The organism is Mycobacterium sp. 852014-50255_SCH5639931 (genome assembly GCF_001665605.1).
Classification (GTDB): Bacteria; Actinomycetota; Actinomycetes; order Mycobacteriales; family Mycobacteriaceae; genus Mycobacterium; species Mycobacterium paraffinicum.
Genome location: NZ_LZSV01000017.1, coordinates 256,957 through 271,888 on the forward strand (window position 1 = coordinate 256,957; position 14,932 = coordinate 271,888).

The following is a 14,932-nucleotide window of genomic DNA, read 5'->3' on the forward strand; positions in this document are numbered from 1 at the left end:
TCATGTTGATTCCCCGCAGGGTTAAACACCGTAAGCAGCACCACCCCCGCCAGCGCGGCATCGCCAGCGGCGGCACGGCGGTGAACTTCGGTGACTACGGCATCCAGGCCCTGGAGCACGCCTACGTCACCAACCGGCAGATCGAGTCCGCGCGTATCGCGATCAACCGCCACATCAAGCGTGGCGGGAAGGTGTGGATCAACGTCTTCCCGGACCGCCCGCTGACCAAGAAGCCCGCCGAAACCCGGATGGGTTCGGGTAAGGGCTCGCCGGAATGGTGGGTGGTCAACGTCAAGCCGGGCCGCGTGCTGTTCGAGCTGAGCTACCCCAACGAGCAGGTGGCCCGGGAGGCCCTTACCCGTGCAATCCACAAGCTGCCGATCAAGGCACGCATCGTGACCCGAGAGGATCAGTTCTGATGGCAGTGGGAATTTCGCCTGGCGAACTGCGTGAGCTCACCGACGAGGAGCTGACCGAGCGTCTGCGCGAATCCAAGGAAGAGCTGTTCAACCTGCGTTTCCAGATGGCAACGGGGCAGCTGTCCAACAACCGCCGGCTGCGCGCGGTGCGGCAGGAGATCGCGCGCGTGTACACCGTGCTGCGCGAACGAGAACTGGGCCTGGCTTCCGGGCCCGACGGTAAGGAATCCTGATGGCAGAAGCGAAGAAGGCGGCCCCGAAGGCGGCTCCTAAGGCGGCCGCAAAGGACGCACCCTCGAAAGAGAAGGGCCCCCAGCACACTCCGGCCAACCCGAAGGTGCGTGGCCGGCGTAAGGTCCGCATCGGTTACGTGGTGAGCGACAAGATGCAGAAGACCATCGTGGTCGAGCTGGAAGACCGCGTGCGTCACCCGCTGTACGGCAAGATCATCCGTACCACCAAGAAGGTGAAGGCGCACGACGAGAACAGCACCGCGGGCATCGGCGACCGCGTCTCGCTGATGGAGACGCGTCCGACGTCGGCGACCAAACGGTGGCGGCTCGTCGAAATACTCGAGAAGGCCAAGTAGCCCCCAAGGAACATCAGAACGCCCGAGACTTTAGGGTCTTGGGCGTTTTGCTTTGCGGGATGGGGGCACCGCTCGCTTGCGGGCGAGACGCCGCCGAAAAAAGATCGTAATTCTCGCAGTGGCGCTACGCTCGGCGCATGTCGACTGACTCCCGTGACTTCCAAGGCAAGATCGAGCTAGATATCCGGGACTCCGAGCCCGACTGGGGCCCATACGCCGCGCCGATCGCACCGGAGAACTCGCCGAACATCCTGTACCTGGTCTGGGACGACACCGGCATCGCGACGTGGGACTGTTTCGGCGGCCTGGTCGAGATGCCCGCCATGACCCGCATCGCCGAGCGTGGTGTGCGGCTGTCGCAATTTCACACCACCGCGCTGTGCTCGCCGACCCGGGCCTCGCTGCTGACCGGCCGCAACGCCACCACCGTCGGCATGGCCACCATCGAGGAGTTCACCGACGCGTTCCCGAATGCCAACGGCCGGATCCCGTTCGATACCGCGCTGCTCTCCGAAGTGCTCACCGAGCGCGGCTACAACACGTACTGCATCGGCAAGTGGCACCTGACGCCGCTCGAAGAGTCCAATCTGGCTTCGACGAAACGACATTGGCCGACCTCGCGCGGCTTCGAACGGTTCTACGGTTTCCTGGGCGGCGAGACCGACCAGTGGTATCCCGACCTGATGTACGACAACCATCCGGTCAACCCGCCGGGCACGCCCGAGGACGGCTATCACCTCTCGAAGGACATCGCCGACAAGACCATCGAATTCATCCGCGACGCCAAGGTGATCGCGCCGGACAAGCCGTGGTTCAGCTACGTGTGCCCGGGCGCCGGGCACGCGCCGCACCACGTCTTCTCCGAATGGGCGGACCGCTACGCCGGCCGCTTCGACATGGGCTACGAGGCCTACCGCGAGATCGTGCTGGAAAACCAGAAGTCGATGGGCATCGTGCCGCCGGACACCGAACTCTCTCCGGTCAACCCGTACCTGGACGTCAAGGGGCCGCAGGGCGAGCCCTGGCCGCTGCAGGACACGGTGCGGCCGTGGGATTCACTGAACGCCGACGAGAAGAAGCTGTTCTCCCGGATGGCCGAGGTTTTCGCTGGCTTCCTCAGCTACACCGACGCCCAAATCGGCAGGATCCTGGACTATTTGGAGGAATCCGGTCAAATGGACAACACCCTCATCGTGGTGATTTCCGACAACGGCGCCAGCGGGGAGGGCGGCCCGAACGGATCGGTCAACGAGGGCAAGTTCTTCAACGGCTACATCGACACCGTCGAAGAGAGCATGAAGCTGTTCGACCACCTCGGCGGCCCGGAGACCTACAACCATTACCCGATCGGCTGGGCGATGGCCTTCAACACCCCGTACAAGCTGTACAAGCGGTACGCGTCGCACGAGGGCGGCATCGCCGACACGGCGATCATCTCGTGGCCCAATGGTGTTGCCGCACACGGGGAGATCCGCGACAACTACGTCAACGTCTGCGACATCACGCCCACGGTCTACGACCTGCTGGGCATGACGCCCCCCGACACCGTCCGGGGCATCGCGCAGAAGCCACTGGATGGCGTGAGTTTCAAAGCGGCCCTTGCTGATCCGGCCGCCGAGACCGCGAAGCAGACCCAGTTCTACTCCATGCTGGGCACCCGCGGGATTTGGCATCAGGGCTGGTTCGCCAACACCGTCCATGCGGCCACGCCGGCCGGCTGGTCGCACTTCGACGACGATCGCTGGGAGCTGTTCCACATCGATGCCGACCGCAGCCAGTGCCACGACCTGGCCGCCGAGCACCCGGACAAGCTCGAAGAACTCAAGGCGCTGTGGTACTCCGAAGCCGCCAAGTACAACGGGTTGCCGCTCTCGGACCTGAACATCCTCGAGACGATGACGCGGTTCCGCCCGTATCTCGGCGGTGACCGGTCCAGCTACGTCTACTACCCCGACTGCGCGGACGTGAGCAGCGGCGCCGCCGCCGAAATCCGCGGCAGGTCGTTCGCGGTGCTGGCCGAGGTGAGCGTGGATACCACCGGCACGGAAGGGGTGCTGTTCAAGCAGGGCGGCGCCCACGGCGGGCACGTGCTGTTCATCCAGGATGGGCGCCTGCATTACGTCTACAACTTCCTGGGCGAACGGCAGCAGACGGTCTCCTCATCGGGCGCGGTGCCGCTCGGCAGGCACCTGCTCGGCGTGAACTATTCGCGGACCGGAACCGTGCCGAACAGCCACACGCCGCTCGGCGACGTCACGTTGTTCATCGACGACGAGGTGGTCGGCACGCTCGCGGACGTGCAGACCCAGCCCGGAACGTTCGGGATCGCGGGTGCCGGGATCACCGTCGGCCGCAACGGCGGCTCGGGAGTGTGCAGCCGCTACAAAGCGCCGTTCTCATTCACCGGGGGCACCATCGCGCAGGTCACCGTCGACCTGTCCGGCCGGCCCTATGTAGACGTGGAAGCTGAAATTGCGCTTGCGTTTTCGCGCGACTGAAGCCCTGGCGCTGTGCTTGTTGGCGCTCGCTGCGGTGGGATGTGAGAAGACCACCGGCGGAACGGCCATCGGTGGCACCGCCGCGTCGACGTCGGCCACCACGCGAGTTTCCGACCCGGCCGAGCCGGTGCCCGGCATCGAAACCACGCTGCCCGACCACATTCCGCCCAATGCCTTGGTTTGCTTCCCGCCGCCCGCCAGCGGCTCCATGACCAAGGCATCGGTGGCGGACCCGGTGGCGCCCGTGCTCACGGTCCCGTTGCCCGACGGCTGGAATGCGGCCCCCGGCACGGGCGACGTGGCGTTGACGTCGACCGGCCCCGACCGCATGTCGGTGCGCGTGACCATCGCCCGCACCGACCTCGGCCCCGGTGGCGCGTTCCTGCGTTACGCCACCGACTTGGGCACGGCGAACCCGGGGGCCAAGGTCACCGTCACGGCGGCCCAATTCTGCGGTTACAGCAGCCAGCTGCTCAGCGGGACCAACGGAGGGGCCGGAGCAAACGAGTTCGCCGACCGCATCACCCACATCTGGACCAACACCGAGGCGTACCTGGTCGCCGTCCATCTGGAGGGGCCCGGCAAAGCGCCCGGTTTCGAAGCGGCAAAATCGACGGTAATGCAGCAATTCGCCGTCATTATCCCCTGAAATTTGCCGTTGTCCCTGTTAGCATCTGGCCCGTGATGCCTCAATGACCGCCGGGACTCCGGCGCCTCCCGCGCCGCCGGCGCCCGCCAACCACCGGGGTCGGCAAATCGCCATCGCTTTTGGAATCGTCGCCTCCATCATTGTCATCTACGCTCTTTCGCTGATCGCTGTGCACCTGCTGGCAAAGTCGGCGCCCGCGCTCCCCTCGGTGGATTTGAGCAAGGTGGAGGCTGAAGACAGCGTCGTTCAGGTACGGCTGGAGAAGCTGGATACCGTCGCGAACCGCTTGACGGTGAATGTGACCGTCTACCCCAAGGATTCGTTGTACGACAAGAACTTCGGGGTGCTGACCACCGACGCCGCGGTGCGCCTGTATCCCGACAACGACCTCGGCGACCTGCAATACCCGGTCGGAAAATCGCCGGCCCAGGTCAGCACGACCATCGTCGCGCACGGCGATCCCGCCAACTGGCCGTTCGACACGTACAAGACCGAGGTCATCGCCGCCGACGTGTTCACCGGTACCGGCGCCAGCCGCGAAAAGGCGCCTGCCCGCGTCGAGGCGACCGGAAAGTTGGACGGCTGGGACGCCACCGTCACCCGCGTCCACGACCCCGAGGACGCCAACCCCGATGTGCAGGACGATCTGATCATCACGCTGCAACGGTCCAAGGGCGCGCTCATCTTCGACGTCGGCATCTGCCTGGTCCTCATCGCCCTGCCGGTGCTGGCATTGTGGGTGGCCATCCCGATGGCGTTGGGCCGGACCACCTTCCTGCCGCCGTTGGGAACCTGGTTCGCGGCGCTGCTGTTCGCCGTCGTCCCGCTGCGCAACTTCCTGCCAGGATCTCCACCGCCGGGTTCCTGGATCGACCAGGCCGTCGTGCTGTGGGTATTGATAGGGCTGGTTTCGGCGATGTCCCTGTTCATCGTCGCCTGGTGGCGATCCCGTGAGAAAAAGCCGCCGAAGAGGGCCTGACGCCTACTCCGGATTCGGTGCCTCCACCGAGCTGATCGCGTCGACGGCGCTCGAGACCCTGGCCTGGAAGTTGGGCGACAGCGGGATGTATCCGCTCTTCGCCAGCTCCACCTGGCCGGGTCCGATCGCCGCCTGCAGGAACGCCTTGACGGCCTTGGCGACGTCCAGCGTCGGGTACTTCGAGCAGACGATCTCGTAGGTGGCCAAGACGATCGGGTAGACGTCGGGCTGGGCGGGGTTGTAGAACGACGAGATGTCGAGCACCAGGTCGTTGCCGCTACCGACGATCTTGGCGCCGGTGATGGTCTTGCCGACGGTGTCGGTGCCGATCCGCACCGGCCGCAACGACCTGCGGCTCGCCGGGGTTTTGATCTCGGCGGCGTAAAGCCCTTGCTGCAGCGCGAAAGACAGCTCGTTGTAACTGATTGCGCCCTCGGTCGATTTCACCAGTGCCGCGGTGCCGTTGTTGCCGGTGGCGCCGGTGCCGACGCCGCCGTTGAACGCCTTGCCGGTGCCCTTGCTCCAGGCCCCGCCGGACGCGGCCTGCAGGTAGGACTGGAAGTTGTCGGTGGTCCCGGACGCGTCGCTGCGGTAGATGACACGAATCTCTTCGGCCGGCATCGATGCGTTGAGCGCGGTGAGCGCCGGGTCATCCCAGCGCGTGATGGTGCCGTCGAAGATCTTGGCTATCGTCGACGCGTCGAGCACCAAGGAGTCCACCGAGCCGAGGTTGTAGGTGATGGCCAGCGGGCCGAACACCACCGGCAGGTTCCACGCGTCGGCGCCGCCGCAGCGTTGTTTGGCCGCGGCATATTGGTCTCCGGACAGCGGCGTGTCCGATCCGCCGAAATCCGTTTTGCCGGCCAGGAAGTCGCCGATTCCGGCGCCCGATCCGTTCGCGGTGTAGTTGAGGGTCTGGCCGGCGCAGACCTTCCCGTAGGCGGCGACGAACTTCGTCATCGCATTGGCCTGCGCGGTCGAGCCGCTGGCCGTCAGAGCCTGCTTGCCGCCGCACTCCACCTTGGCGCCGGCGGCATACGCCAGCATCGGGTGGGAATCGGTGCTGCATGCTGAGACCGCCACTGCCGCCGCAGCGAACAGGCTGATGGCGGCCGCCGGTGGATTGCGCTTCACGTTGACACACTTACAGCCGGCGATTAACGGACAAACAAACTGCCGATGAACTGGTCATTCGTCGCGGTGAGCACCGCCCGCCTGCCGGCGTCATACCCTGAACTGGTGCTCACCGAGCTGGTCGACCTACCGGGCGGATCGTTCCGCATGGGGTGCACCAGCTTCTATCCCGAAGAGGCGCCGATCCACACCGTCACCCTGCCCGCATTCGCGGTGGAGCGACACCCGGTGACCAACGCGCAGTTCGCCGAATTCGTCGCCGCCACAGGCTTTGTGACGGTTGCCGAGCGGCCTATCGACCCGGCGCTGTACCCGGGGGCGGACCGGGCCGATCTGCGTCCGGGCGCCATGGTCTTTCGTCCCACTCCCGGCCCGGTCGACCTGCACGACTGGCGGCAATGGTGGGACTGGGTACCGGGCGCCAGCTGGCGCCATCCGTTCGGGCCGGACAGTGATCTCACCGACCGGGCCGAGCACCCGGTGGTGCAGGTGGCCTACTCCGACGCCGCCGCGTACGCGCGGTGGGCCGGCCGGCGGCTGCCGACCGAGGCCGAGTGGGAGTATGCGGCCCGCGGCGGGGGCACGGGCACGTATGCGTGGGGGGACGAACCGAACCCCGACGGTCGGCTGATGGCCAACACCTGGCAGGGCCGCTTCCCATACCGCAACGATGGCGCCCTGGGCTGGGTGGGCACATCGCCCGTGGGGACGTTCCCCCCCAACGGGTTCGGCCTGCTCGACATGATCGGCAACGTCTGGGAGTGGACCGCTACACGGTTCTCCGCGCACCACCGCCTCGACGAGCCACCGAAAGCGTGTTGCGCCCCGACAGGGCCGGCGGATCCGGCCGTCAGCCAGACGCTGAAGGGCGGTTCGCACCTGTGCGCGCCGGAATACTGCCACCGCTATCGTCCGGCCGCGCGGTCACCGCAGTCGCAGGACACCGCGACCACCCACATCGGGTTCCGGTGTGTCACACAGCAAACTCGGGCCACTCCCGGCGGCGCCGCCCACAGCTGAAACGACGAGCGGGTTACCGCCGGATGGACGGCGAGTGACGTGGCCTGCATCGGCGCGCAGGGTGTGCGGGAGGTCGCTAGCATCTGACCACGTGTGGCCCTCGACGAGCCTTGAATCATCAGTGGCTTACCAATGACCGCCGAGGCTCCCGCGGCACCGGCACCGCCGCCCCCATCGGACGCGCCGGCACCGTCCGCACCGCCGGCCCGCAAACACATGGCGAAGCGGCCGCGCATCGTGATCGGGGTGGCCGTCCTGGCGGTGGTCGTCACGGCCTACATGCTGTCCCTGTTCGGCGTCCACTGGCTGGAGAGGTCCGAGGGGCCGCTGCCTCCGCTGGACCTGGGCCAGGGCGGGGGCGACGCGACCATTGTGCAGCTGCAGGTCGAGGAATTGAAGCCGGTCGCCAAGCGCCTCGCGGTGAATGTGCTTGTCTATCCGGGGATTTCGGCCTACGACAACCGATTCGACGTGTTGGGCACCGACGTCGCCGTGCGCCTGTACCCGACGAGCGACCTGGGCGACCTGCACTACCCGAAGGGCAAGGCGCCGGCGCAACTCAGTACCACGGTCGTGGCGCACGGTGATCCGGGCAACTGGCCGTTCGACTCCTACCGGACCGAGCCGATCTCCGCCGACGCCTTCGTCGGTTCGGGCGACAACCTGAAGAAGGTGCCCGCCCGGGTCGAGGTGACCGGGGAGTTGGACGGATGGGACATCACCGTCAACCGCGTCCACGACCCCGGAGCGCTCCCGACGCAGCGCGGCACCGACAACGGGAACGTGGTCATCACCCTGAAGAGGGCCAAGGGCCCGCTGATCTTCGACCTGGGCATCTGCCTGGTCCTCATCAGCCTGCCCACCCTGGCGCTGCTGGTCGCCATTCCGATGGCGCTGGGCAGAAGGAAGTTTCTGCCGCCGTTCGCCACCTGGTACGCCGCGAACCTGTTCGCCATCGTCCCGCTGCGCAACATCCTTCCCGGCGCACCACCGCCCGGTTCGTGGATCGACCAGGCCATCGTCCAATGGGTGCTGATCGCGCTCGTCACGGCGATGAGCTTGTACATCTCTGCCTGGGTCCGGCAAGGGGACTAGCCCTCGAAGGGGGCCAAAAAAGGTCACCCAAGCGGTAGCGTCATTACTTGCTGGCTGGGCCGTCGACGCTATGTGTCACCCCAAGCACTCGGCAACGCCCCAGCGGCGATGTGACGGGAGGCAAGCATGAAGCGCGGCATCGTCGGCGGATTCGCCAGCCTGCTCCTGGCCGCGGAGCTGATCGCCTCGGCGCCGCCGGCCAGCGCCGGCTGCCAGTACGGGGGAAACGTCCTCAGTAAGTGCGACGGACCGGTCCAGACCGACGGCACCTGGCAACGTTGCGTGGCAGTTCCCCGCTTGATTCCCAACGGCGCCAGTTCCTACCTGGTGCCCGACGGGCACTGCGAGTCGATGGGGCCCGACCAGCACCCCTCGGATCCCGCCTTCGCCGACCCGCCGATGCACATCGACGGCTGAGCCGCGAGGGATGTCTTCGCAGCCCGGCGCGTGCCCCGGATTCTCTAGATGTGTCCGTAGTCGCGAACGGGCCGCCACTGCTTTAGGTGGAGGATTTGGAGATGCCCGCGTCCCTGCCCCCACTGGCGGCCGAAGATTACGCCTGCGCTGATTGTGGAATGAGTTACTCGGACACTCGGCCCGACGAGGCGGCCGGTGTCATCGCCGGCCTGCCTGACGCGGTTCGGGAGGCGATCTCCGCGATCCCGCCCGGGGCGCGGCGGTCACGGCCCAGTCCCGAAGTGTGGTCGGTCGCCGAATACCTCTGCCATCTGCGGGACGTCTACGTCTCCTTCACCATCCGGCTGCACCGCGTCCGCACCGAGCACGAGCCCGCGTGCGAGCCGATGTTCAACGATCTGCGGGCCCGCCGTTTCCGGTACAACGATTGCGACATCGACGCCACGCTCGACGAGCTCGCGGCCGCGGTGGCGGGCTTCCGCGACGAGGTCGCGCGCGTCAAAGACCAGGACTGGGACCGCACCGCGACCCGGTTGCCGGGCGAACAGCGCACCGCCCGCTGGTTCGTGCGCCAGGCGATGCACGAAGGCGTGCACCACCTCGGCGATATCCGGAGAATCGGGGGAACGGCTCCTTGAGCCCGCCCTAAAGCCGCCTCGGCCGCGAATTTGGCTCTGAGCTGGTCGTCACCTAGACTCTAGGGGTTGCCTTGGGCAGACCTCGGCCGGTGCGAATCGGCCCCGCGTGCCCTTCGGTGACAAAGACCGCGCATGTCAGGTTATTCGGTGGGCTGTGGCTTGCCTCCTGCCGTGCACACGCAACCAGGTCAGGAGATCGAGTGATTCAGCAGGAATCGCGGCTGAAGGTCGCCGACAACACCGGCGCCAAGGAGATCTTGTGCATCCGGGTGCTCGGCGGTTCGTCGCGACGCTACGCCGGCATCGGGGACGTCATCGTCGCCACCGTCAAGGACGCCATTCCCGGCGGCAACGTCAAGCGCGGGGATGTGGTCAAGGCCGTCGTGGTGCGCACCGTCAAGGAGCGCCGCCGCCCGGACGGCAGCTACATCAAGTTCGACGAGAACGCCGCGGTGATCATCAAGCCCGACAACGACCCGCGCGGCACGCGCATCTTCGGCCCCGTCGGCCGCGAGCTGCGTGAGAAGCGGTTCATGAAGATCATTTCGCTGGCCCCGGAGGTGTTGTAGATGAAAATCAAGAAGGACGACACCGTCCTGGTCATCGCCGGCAAGGACAAGGGCGCCAAAGGCAAGGTGCTCAAGGTTTACCCGGAGCGCAACCGGGTCCTGGTCCAGGGCGTCAACTCGATCAAGAAGCACACCGCGGTTTCGAGCAACCAGCGCGGAGCCCAGTCGGGTGGAATCGTCACCCAGGAGGCGCCGATCGATGCCTCCAACGTGATGGTGGTCGACTCCGACGGTAAGCCCACCCGCGTCGGCTACCGGGTCGACGAGGAGACCGGCAAGCGGGTTCGTATCTCCAAGCGCAACGGCAAGGACATCTGATGACCACCGCAGAGAAAGTTCAGCCCCGCCTGAAAGAGCGCTACCGCAGCGAGATTCGCGATTCGTTGCAGCAGCAGTTCGGCTACGGGAACGTCATGCAGATCCCGACCGTGACGAAAGTCGTTGTCAACATGGGCGTCGGCGATGCGGCGCGGGACGCGAAGCTGATCAACGGCGCGGTCAACGACCTTGCGCTGATCACCGGGCAGAAGCCCGAGATCCGCAGGGCGCGCAAGTCCATCGCACAGTTCAAGCTGCGCGAGGGCATGCCGATCGGCGCCCGCGTCACCCTGCGCGGAGACCGGATGTGGGAGTTCCTCGACCGTCTCACCTCGATCGCGTTGCCCCGTATCCGTGACTTCCGCGGGCTTTCGCCCAAGCAGTTCGACGGTGTGGGCAACTACACGTTCGGGCTGGCCGAGCAGTCGGTGTTCCACGAGATCGACGTGGACAAGATCGACCGGGCTCGCGGCATGGACATCAACGTCGTCACCTCGGCGACGACCGACGACGAAGGACGAGCGCTGTTGCGGGCCCTCGGCTTTCCCTTCAAGGAGAACTGAGCAGATGGCGAAGAAGGCACTGGTCAACAAGGCCGCACGCAAGCCGAAGTTCGCGGTGCGCGGCTACACGCGCTGCAACAGGTGCGGCCGCCCGCGCGCGGTCTTCCGCAAATTCGGCCTGTGCAGGATCTGCCTGCGCGAGATGGCGCACGCGGGCGAGCTGCCCGGCGTGCAAAAGAGCAGCTGGTAAGAGCCAGGACCCCAAGACCAACCCAGAACAGGCACGCGACAGGCCCGGACCGGGAACCACCGCGAGGAAGGTGACAGACACTGTCATGACTGCGACAACAACGATGCAGTGGGGGCACCCCCAGCAGCGCAGCGGCGAGGGGGCCGCAGCGATGAAGAGGAGTGGCGCTCGATGACGATGACGGATCCGATCGCAGACTTCTTGACACGTCTGCGCAACGCCAATTCGGCGTATCACGACGAGGTGACGTTGCCGCACTCCAAGATCAAGGCCAACATCGCCCAGATCCTCAAGAGCGAGGGTTACATCAGCGATTACCGGACCGAAGACGCTCGGGTGGGCAAGTCGCTGATCGTCCAGCTCAAGTACGGACCCACCCGGGAGCGCAGCATCGCCGGACTGCGGCGAGTGTCCAAGCCCGGTCTGCGGGTGTACGCGAAATCCACCAACCTGCCGCGCGTGCTCGGCGGCCTGGGTGTGGCGATCATCTCGACCTCCTCGGGCCTGCTGACCGATCGTCAGGCAGCCAGACAGGGCGTGGGCGGCGAAGTCCTCGCGTACGTGTGGTAGCGGGAGAGGCAGCAATAGATTATGTCGCGCATTGGTAAGCAGCCGGTTCCGATTCCCAGCGGAGTCGACGTAACGATCGAGGGCCAGAACGTCTCGGTGAAGGGGCCCAAGGGCAGCCTGAATTTGACGGTCGCCGAACCGATTACGGTGGCCCGCAACGACGACGGCGCCATTGTGATCACCCGCCCCAACGACGAGCGACGCAACCGCTCGCTGCACGGGCTGTCGCGCACCCTGGTGTCCAACCTGGTCACCGGCGTGACCGAGGGTTACACCACCAAGATGGAGATCTTCGGGGTCGGTTACCGCGTGCAGCTCAAGGGCGCCAACCTCGAGTTCGCGCTGGGCTACAGCCATCCCGTAGTCATCGAGGCGCCCGAGGGCATCACGTTCGCGGTCCAGTCTCCGACGAAGTTCTCGATCACCGGCATAGACAAGCAAAAGGTCGGCCAGATCTCGGCGAACATCCGCCGCCTGCGCCGTCCCGACCCGTACAAGGGCAAGGGCGTGCGCTATGAGGGTGAGCAGATCCGCCGCAAGGTCGGAAAGACAGGTAAGTAGTCATGGCGCAAAAACAAGCTGACACCGCCGCGCGAAAGCCGTTGGGGCAGAGCGTATCCGCAACTCGTCGGGTCTCGCGGCTGCGTAGGCACGCCCGGCTTCGCAAGAAGATCGCCGGCACTCCGGAGCGTCCGCGGCTCGTCATCAACCGGTCCTCGCGGCACATTCACGTGCAGCTGGTCAACGACGAGAACGGCACCACGGTGGCCGCCGCGTCGTCCATCGAGGACGACGTACGGGGCCTGCAGGGCGACAAGAAGGCCCGCAGCGTGCGGGTGGGCCAATTGATCGCCGAGCGCGCCAAGGCCGCCGGCATCGACACCGTGGTCTTCGACCGCGGCGGGTACACCTACGCCGGACGGATTGCGGCGCTGGCCGATGCCGCCCGCGAGAACGGATTGAGTTTCTAGATGATCGAGACCTCGAATAAGACCGGAAGGACCGCATAATGGCGGAACAGTCGGCCGGCGGGCAGGGCGCCCCAGACAGCCGTGACTCGCGCGGTGACCGCGACAGCCGCGGCCGGCGCGATGGCGGCGGGCGTGGTGGCCGCGACCGCGACGGCGACAAGAGCAACTACCTGGAGCGGGTCGTCGCCATCAACCGTGTCTCCAAGGTGGTCAAGGGTGGTAGGCGCTTCAGCTTCACCGCATTGGTCATCGTGGGAGACGGCAACGGGATGGTCGGCGTCGGCTACGGCAAGGCCAAGGAAGTTCCGGCCGCCATCGCCAAGGGCGTCGAGGAGGCACGCAAGGGCTTCTTCCGCGTGCCGCTGATCGGTGGCACCATCACGCACCCGGTGCAGGGTGAAGCCGCCGCCGGCGTGGTGCTGCTGCGCCCGGCCAGCCCGGGTACCGGTGTGATCGCTGGCGGCGCGGCGCGTGCGGTGCTGGAATGCGCTGGGGTGCGCGACATCCTGGCCAAGTCGTTGGGCAGCGACAACGCGATCAACGTGGTGCATGCCACCGTCACCGCGCTCAAGCTGCTGCAGCGTCCCGAGGAGGTGGCGGCCCGCCGCGGGCTGCCCATCGAGGACGTCGCCCCGGCCGGAATGCTCAAGGCGCGACGGGAAAGTGAAGCGCTGGCCGCCAGTGCCGCGCGTGAGGGAACGGCACCGCAATGAGCGAACTGAAGATCACCCAGGTGCGCAGCACCATCGGGGCCCGCTGGAAGCAGCGGGAGAGCCTGCGCACCCTGGGCCTGCGACGGATCCGCCATTCGGTGATCCGTGAGGACAACCCGCAGACCCGCGGCCTGATCGCGGTGGTCAACCACCTCGTCGAGGTGGAGCCGGCCGAGGCGCAAGCCGCAGGGACCGGAGGGAAGAAGAAATGACGATCAAGCTGCACGACCTGAAGCCCGCGCCCGGGTCGAAGACCGCCCGCACCCGCGTCGGTCGCGGTGAGGGCTCGAAGGGCAAGACCGCGGGCCGCGGCACCAAGGGCACCAAGGCCCGCAAGAACGTGCCGGCCACCTTCGAGGGCGGGCAGATGCCGATTCACATGCGGCTGCCCAAGCTCAAGGGCTTCCGGAACCGGTTCCGCACCGAATACGAGGTCGTCAACGTCGGCGACCTCAATCGGCTGTTCCCCCAGGGCGGTTCCATCGGTGTCGACGAGCTGGTGGCCAAGGGCGCGGTCCGCAAGAACTCTTTGGTCAAGGTCCTCGGCGACGGCAAGCTGACCGTCAAGCTCGAGGTTTCCGCGCACAAGTTCAGCGGCAGCGCCCGCGAGAAGATCACCGCCGCGGGCGGCTCGGCGACCGAGCTGTAGTCAGCCCAGCCGCGGAATGACTTCCGCGGCAAGGCGTTCCATCTGCTCCCGGTTCTCTCCGACATCGACGCCGACGGGATTGAGCAGCAGGTATTGGGCCCCGGCGTCGATCACCTCGCGCAGCCCCCGTGCCACGTCGTCGGGCGTGCCCGACACCGGAACCTCTTCGACGCCGGGCATCTTGCCGTAGATCCGCCGCAGGCCGGCCAGTACGCGCTCGCGGGCCCGCGCCGCATCGTCGTCGACCGTCAGGTAGACGCGTTTGCCGATGGTGAAATGCGCTGGGTCCCTTCGCTGTTCGTCGATTTCCCGACGCACCACGGTCACGGCCCCGGCGAAGGCCCGGGTGGTCGACGAACCGGCGCCCAGGAAGGAGTCGCCGTGGCGCACCGCCCTGGCCAGGGCCTGCGGTGCCAGGCCGCCGAACCAGATCGGCGGGTGCGGCCGTTGTACCGGCTTTGGCTGGATCGGCACGTCGTCGACGTCGCGGAACCGGCCATGGAAGGTAACCCGGGGTTCGTCGGACCAGGCGGCCTTCATCAGCTTGAGGCCCTCGGTGAAATATGAGATGTACGTTTCCCTTTCGACGCCGAACGCGGCGAACCTGCGGAAGCCACCGCCGGTTCCGACGCCGACGTCCAGCCGGCCGTGGCTGAGCCGGTCGACCGCGGTGACCGAAGAGGCCAGCTGCAGCGGATCGTGCAATGACGTCACCAGCACGGCGACCCCGAGGCGCAGCCGGTCGGTGCAGGCCGCGCAGTAGGCCAGCAGCTCCAGCGGTGCCAGCAGCGGTGCGTCCCCGATGATCTGCTCGAGAACCCAACCCCCCTCGAACCCGAGCTCCTCGGCCCGAAGCAGGTAGGCGCGCAGCCCGTCGGCGTCGAAGCGGTCGTAGTCGAGTTGGGGGATGGCAATCGAGAACCTCACCCCACCACCGTACGGCGGCGGTGT

Annotated in this window: 22 protein-coding genes; 20 read left to right on the plus strand and 2 right to left on the minus strand. The window is 66.6% G+C overall.

Going from position 1 to position 14,932, the window contains the following annotated elements; genetic code table 11:
• Positions 1-2 precede the first annotated feature (2 nt).
• The 6 genes from rplP (at position 3) to A5758_RS10960 (ending at position 5,134) form a co-directional block, all read left to right on the plus strand.
• Entirely contained in the window at positions 3-419 is a 417-nt protein-coding gene (gene rplP, locus A5758_RS10935) for a 50S ribosomal protein L16 (RefSeq protein ID WP_067211869.1), read from the plus strand.
• On the plus strand, positions 419-652 hold the full coding sequence (gene rpmC / locus A5758_RS10940; protein ID WP_066951916.1) for a 50S ribosomal protein L29: 234 nt from the start codon (positions 419-421) through the stop codon (positions 650-652). The genes rplP and rpmC overlap by 1 nt, the downstream gene beginning before the upstream one ends.
• A complete protein-coding gene (gene rpsQ / locus A5758_RS10945) occupies positions 649-1,008 on the plus strand; it encodes a 30S ribosomal protein S17 (protein WP_369816424.1) in 360 nt (119 codons plus the stop codon). Before rpmC ends, rpsQ begins: the two co-directional genes overlap by 4 nt.
• Before the next feature lie 137 nt (positions 1,009-1,145).
• A complete protein-coding gene (locus A5758_RS10950) occupies positions 1,146-3,506 on the plus strand; it encodes an arylsulfatase (protein ID WP_067739767.1) in 2,361 nt (786 codons plus the stop codon).
• Complete coding sequence (locus A5758_RS26040; RefSeq protein WP_231987276.1) at positions 3,487-4,155, plus strand: hypothetical protein; 669 nt, start codon at positions 3,487-3,489, stop codon at positions 4,153-4,155. Before A5758_RS10950 ends, A5758_RS26040 begins: the two co-directional genes overlap by 20 nt.
• A gap of 43 nt (positions 4,156-4,198) precedes the next feature.
• The gene (locus A5758_RS10960) at positions 4,199-5,134 is read left to right on the plus strand and encodes a DUF4436 domain-containing protein (RefSeq protein ID WP_067211879.1); all 936 of its coding nucleotides are present in this window, start codon (positions 4,199-4,201) and stop codon (positions 5,132-5,134) included.
• 3 nt (positions 5,135-5,137) lie between these two features.
• On the opposite strand, the gene pstS is transcribed toward A5758_RS10960, so the two are convergent.
• Complete coding sequence (pstS, locus tag A5758_RS10965) at positions 5,138-6,268, minus strand: phosphate ABC transporter substrate-binding protein PstS (RefSeq protein ID WP_067739769.1); 1,131 nt, start codon at positions 6,266-6,268, stop codon at positions 5,138-5,140.
• A gap of 105 nt (positions 6,269-6,373) precedes the next feature.
• Between pstS and A5758_RS10970 the strand changes: the two genes are divergently transcribed.
• From A5758_RS10970 to rplO, 14 genes are all read left to right on the plus strand, one after another.
• Positions 6,374-7,288, plus strand: a complete 915-nt coding sequence (locus tag A5758_RS10970; protein WP_067740000.1) for a formylglycine-generating enzyme family protein — start codon at positions 6,374-6,376, stop codon at positions 7,286-7,288.
• A 216-nt stretch (positions 7,289-7,504) separates the two neighbouring features.
• Entirely contained in the window at positions 7,505-8,383 is an 879-nt protein-coding gene (locus A5758_RS10975) for a DUF4436 domain-containing protein (protein ID WP_082939663.1), read from the plus strand.
• A 126-nt stretch (positions 8,384-8,509) separates the two neighbouring features.
• On the plus strand, positions 8,510-8,800 hold the full coding sequence (locus A5758_RS10980) for a hypothetical protein (RefSeq protein ID WP_067739773.1): 291 nt from the start codon (positions 8,510-8,512) through the stop codon (positions 8,798-8,800).
• 158 nt (positions 8,801-8,958) lie between these two features.
• Positions 8,959-9,438, plus strand: a complete 480-nt coding sequence (locus A5758_RS10985; RefSeq protein ID WP_231987277.1) for a DinB family protein — start codon at positions 8,959-8,961, stop codon at positions 9,436-9,438.
• A 200-nt stretch (positions 9,439-9,638) separates the two neighbouring features.
• Positions 9,639-10,007 carry a 50S ribosomal protein L14 gene (gene rplN / locus A5758_RS10990; protein ID WP_003403649.1) on the plus strand — a complete coding sequence of 123 codons (369 nt, stop codon included), beginning with the start codon at positions 9,639-9,641 and terminating at the stop codon, positions 10,005-10,007.
• Positions 10,008-10,325, plus strand: coding sequence for a 50S ribosomal protein L24 (rplX, locus tag A5758_RS10995; RefSeq protein ID WP_066945894.1), 318 nt, complete (start codon positions 10,008-10,010; stop codon positions 10,323-10,325).
• Complete coding sequence (gene rplE, locus A5758_RS11000) at positions 10,325-10,888, plus strand: 50S ribosomal protein L5 (protein ID WP_067210475.1); 564 nt, start codon at positions 10,325-10,327, stop codon at positions 10,886-10,888. The genes rplX and rplE overlap by 1 nt, the downstream gene beginning before the upstream one ends.
• Positions 10,889-10,892: 4 nt before the next feature.
• Complete coding sequence (locus tag A5758_RS11005; RefSeq protein ID WP_007167851.1) at positions 10,893-11,078, plus strand: type Z 30S ribosomal protein S14; 186 nt, start codon at positions 10,893-10,895, stop codon at positions 11,076-11,078.
• Positions 11,079-11,249: 171 nt separating this feature from the next.
• On the plus strand, positions 11,250-11,648 hold the full coding sequence (rpsH, locus tag A5758_RS11010; RefSeq protein ID WP_067210479.1) for a 30S ribosomal protein S8: 399 nt from the start codon (positions 11,250-11,252) through the stop codon (positions 11,646-11,648).
• Between the two features lie 21 nt (positions 11,649-11,669).
• Positions 11,670-12,209: a 50S ribosomal protein L6 gene (gene rplF / locus A5758_RS11015; protein WP_067210484.1), complete on the plus strand. Its 540-nt coding sequence runs from the start codon at positions 11,670-11,672 to the stop codon at positions 12,207-12,209.
• A gap of 41 nt (positions 12,210-12,250) precedes the next feature.
• Positions 12,251-12,619: a 50S ribosomal protein L18 gene (rplR, locus tag A5758_RS11020; protein WP_082939445.1), complete on the plus strand. Its 369-nt coding sequence runs from the start codon at positions 12,251-12,253 to the stop codon at positions 12,617-12,619.
• Positions 12,620-12,657: 38 nt separating this feature from the next.
• Positions 12,658-13,332 carry a 30S ribosomal protein S5 gene (rpsE, locus tag A5758_RS11025; protein ID WP_066945871.1) on the plus strand — a complete coding sequence of 225 codons (675 nt, stop codon included), beginning with the start codon at positions 12,658-12,660 and terminating at the stop codon, positions 13,330-13,332.
• Positions 13,329-13,544 carry a 50S ribosomal protein L30 gene (rpmD, locus tag A5758_RS11030; RefSeq protein ID WP_067203571.1) on the plus strand — a complete coding sequence of 72 codons (216 nt, stop codon included), beginning with the start codon at positions 13,329-13,331 and terminating at the stop codon, positions 13,542-13,544. Before rpsE ends, rpmD begins: the two co-directional genes overlap by 4 nt.
• Positions 13,541-13,981 carry a 50S ribosomal protein L15 gene (gene rplO, locus A5758_RS11035; protein WP_067739778.1) on the plus strand — a complete coding sequence of 147 codons (441 nt, stop codon included), beginning with the start codon at positions 13,541-13,543 and terminating at the stop codon, positions 13,979-13,981. Before rpmD ends, rplO begins: the two co-directional genes overlap by 4 nt.
• Here the strand turns inward: rplO and A5758_RS11040 are convergent, their stop codons facing one another.
• Complete coding sequence (locus A5758_RS11040) at positions 13,982-14,908, minus strand: LLM class flavin-dependent oxidoreductase (RefSeq protein ID WP_067739780.1); 927 nt, start codon at positions 14,906-14,908, stop codon at positions 13,982-13,984. It abuts the gene before it with no gap.
• Between the last annotated feature and the right edge of the window lie 24 nt (positions 14,909-14,932).